Source organism: Photobacterium sp. OFAV2-7 (genome assembly GCF_022347985.1).
GTDB lineage: Bacteria > Pseudomonadota > Gammaproteobacteria > Enterobacterales > Vibrionaceae > Photobacterium.
The window spans coordinates 1-3,374 of record NZ_JAKRFQ010000573.1 but is presented as its reverse complement, the minus strand read 5'-3'; the positions used below and the strand labels follow the sequence as shown (position 1 = coordinate 3,374).

At 44.0% G+C, this 3,374-nt stretch carries 2 protein-coding genes; both read right to left on the bottom strand.

Going from position 1 to position 3,374, the window contains the following annotated elements:
* Nucleotides 1-182: 182 nt before the first annotated feature.
* Entirely contained in the window at nucleotides 183-2,294 is a 2,112-nt protein-coding gene (locus tag MHN01_RS21080; protein ID WP_239413248.1) for an alpha-galactosidase, read from the bottom strand.
* 125 nt (nucleotides 2,295-2,419) lie between these two features.
* A partial coding sequence (locus MHN01_RS21075; protein WP_239413246.1) for a glycoside-pentoside-hexuronide (GPH):cation symporter occupies nucleotides 2,420-3,374 on the bottom strand: 955 nt, incomplete at its 5' end.

Below are 3,374 nucleotides of genomic sequence, written 5' to 3'. Positions count from 1 at the left end.
TACTTTAATAAAATTATTGTCACTGTTTAACTGCTATTTACAACAAGCAAGCGAAACATAACGGACATGGTTTACAGGAATAAAAGCTGACATGATGCTTATTATTAAAGTAAACCCTTAGATATTGTAAAGCCCTACTCGGAACATATAAGTGGACATTAAGCAGAGCTTTACTCTCTACATCAAGCTTCTTTTAGTCCTATCAATATTGCGCTTTCCGGATCTAAAATTGGCATTGCAATACCTGCCTTCTTTAGCCACTCCCCAGAAGCCACAACTGGCTCTTTCGTCCATAACGGTTGCAAATTCACGATGTCATGGAAATTCTCCGGGTAATCTAACAAAGAAATACTGTATAACTTATCCTTGTTCAGGCCTGGGATACGTAACGTGCTACTTAGTGAGTTAGTAGGCATGGACAACTGCGCGACCAAAACCACCGCTTTATCCTGTGCCGTAGCAATGACAGCATGGGCAAGGTGAGCATCGTCATCGGTTGACAAACGGATCGCGTCTCCGCTATGCAATAACGGGCGTAACTGTTTATGAAGCTGAATATACTTCATAAACCCTTGCTTCTCGGTTTCAGACTCTTTCACCGGATCAAGCTCTATCCCCATATGGCCAAACAAAGCTGTCAAACCACGGAAATTAATATCATGTGTTCTTCGGGTGCAATGGCAGTGTTTAGCACCAATGTGGCTACCCATCACTTCCGGGGGAAAGAAATAGCTCATCCCTCTTTGAATTTGCTGACGCTCCAGTGCATCGTTATTATCAGAGGCCCAGAAACGATGAGTACGTTTAAGTACTTCAAAATCAATTCGTCCTCCGCCAGCAGCACAAGACTCAATTTCTACATCCGGATGCTTTGCAGTCAACTTATCTACCAGCCGGTAGTACATCTCAACCTGCTTGTGACCTGCCGCATAACCATCATGGCCTGGTTGGACAATCTCCCGGTTCATATCCCACTTGATATAACTGATGTTGTATTTGCTCAGAAAGTAATCCAGACGTTCAAAAAGGTAGTTAAATGCATCTTCATTTTGCAAATCGATAGCGTACTGGTTTCTGCCTGTTGGTTGTTCATAATTGTCCATGGCTAGCAGCCAGTCGGGGTGACTACGGTATAAGTCTGAATCCTTGTTTATCATTTCAGGCTCAAACCAGAGACCAAACTCCATGCCTAGGGCATTCACATGTTCAATGACGCCCTCTAGTCCCTTGGTATATTTGCTTTTGTCTAAATACCAGTCACCAAGGCCAGCTTTATCGCCGCATCTTCCTTTAAACCAGCCATCATCGATAATGAAGCGTTCTACTCCCATCTTTGCAGACTCTGTCGCCATATCCATAATATATTCTGGATTATGATCGAAGTAGATCCCTTCCCAAGTGTTGAGGTGGATAGGACGCGCTTTCTTTGTCAGTCTGTTGTTAAGAATATTGCTTCTCACATGTTGGTGGAAATGCTGGCTCATCTTATTCAAGCCACATTCACTGTGTGTAGCATAAAGCCAAGGTGTAGCAATGCTATCGCCTTTCTCTAGCGCAACCTCACCAGGCAGATAGATAGCTTCAGCTTGCATAAACCGACGACCATCGGCTTTTACATCCACCCTCATACGGTGGTTCCCGCTCCACGCTAAATGGAAACCCCAAACGTCTCCGTGAGTTTCATTAAAATATTGGGTACCGGCAATAAGCGCAGGATAATGTTCATGCGAGGTGCGGCCACGACGGTTTTCTTGCTGGTAGCCGCCTTGAGTCAATCGCATACGGGTCTGCTGAAATTCATTTACCCATCGACCGTAGTAGGTCAACAGCTCATTTGCACGTTCTGGCAGTGGCAACGTATTGGCGAGACGGTTAACTGAATAAATACCATCCGCGGTATTAATCAATTTATGTCTAAGCTTGATAACATCAAATTCATCCAGCCGTAATTCAGTTACCAACTGCAATCCAGCAGCTTTATCTTCACTGTATATTGTGAGCTCTTTTCTGCCCTGTTTTACATTTGTTGTTTGAAATACAGGTGCCCAGCCTTTACCATTGCGATGCCCTTCCAAAGCAGGGCTGCTGAATAACCCGCGGCCAAGTTCCGGGTGTAACGTCATTGGGATATCGGTATCTAAGCGACCATAAGGTATAGGCCTTGATAATGAATACTCTGCACCTTCTGATTTAGTATTGATAATGCAGCCCCAATACAAAATCTCAACGTACTCGCAGACTTTGACAATGAGTTCTGTTTCTTTTCCTGTTACTGAGAGTATTTTAGTATTCATATTCTGCCGCTTAGTTCGTATTAGTTCTTTTTGATAACAATGTTTTTTCGACTACTATCCAGAAACGGATATTCATAATAACTAATGGCTCCATATACAGTATGGAGCCATTTGTCCAGTTGAGGTTATGCTTGCGCTAGCTCAAGCTCAGTCTCTGCTTGTTCTTTATTGAAGCCTTCATGCAGGTAGTAGTAACGCTGGTATACAAAACCACTCACTGCCATCAGAATTGCTGGCAGACCTAGCATCATGAATTCCAGCCCCATGATTGTTTCTGCAGTCTGCTCTACGTTTGGAACATACCCGATGACTGTCAGACCAACACCGACAATAAAGCCACCAGCAGCACCAGCGAATTTCACCAACATAGTCTGCACTGAAAAGATAACACTTTCGCTGCGGCGACCGGTTTTGTACTCACCGTAATCAACGACGTCTGCCAGCATTACTGTCTGAAGTGCGTTCGCAATGCCGACACCAAATTTGATAGCCGCACCAGCTAGACCAATTAATAGTGTACTACCGGGCGAGACACTCCCCATTACCTGAAGCAATAAGCAAGACAGAATCGGGAAACCACAAGCAATCAGCCATAAGTGCTTACGGGGCAATAGTGCGGCAATTCGTGGGAACAAAAATACACCCGCAACTTCTGCAGCACCTGCAACCATCATGTAAACAGGAAATAGCTCTGCATTACCTAAAGCATAAGAAAAGTAGTATATGGCAAAGCCACCTACGAGAAGGTTAGCAACCTGGAAAGAAAGTACAGTTCCAATTAATGCTTTTAGCTGATCGTTCTTGCCGATTATTACTAATACATCTTTAAAGTTGAATTTCTCTGCTGTAGCGCCAATCGCCGGAGCTGATTTTTCTTTTACATTACGTGCAATCAGGAATGCACTCATTACAAACAAAACTGCAATCAACATTGCCATGTTAAAAAAACCTTCGCCCTGATTTCCAGATCCTAGCTCGCCTACAATATGCAGGCCATAAGTACCGGTAACAAACCATGCAAGACTCGCGAACAAGCGAGGCCAAACAACGAGTTTTTCACGCTCCTGGCGAGAGTTTGAT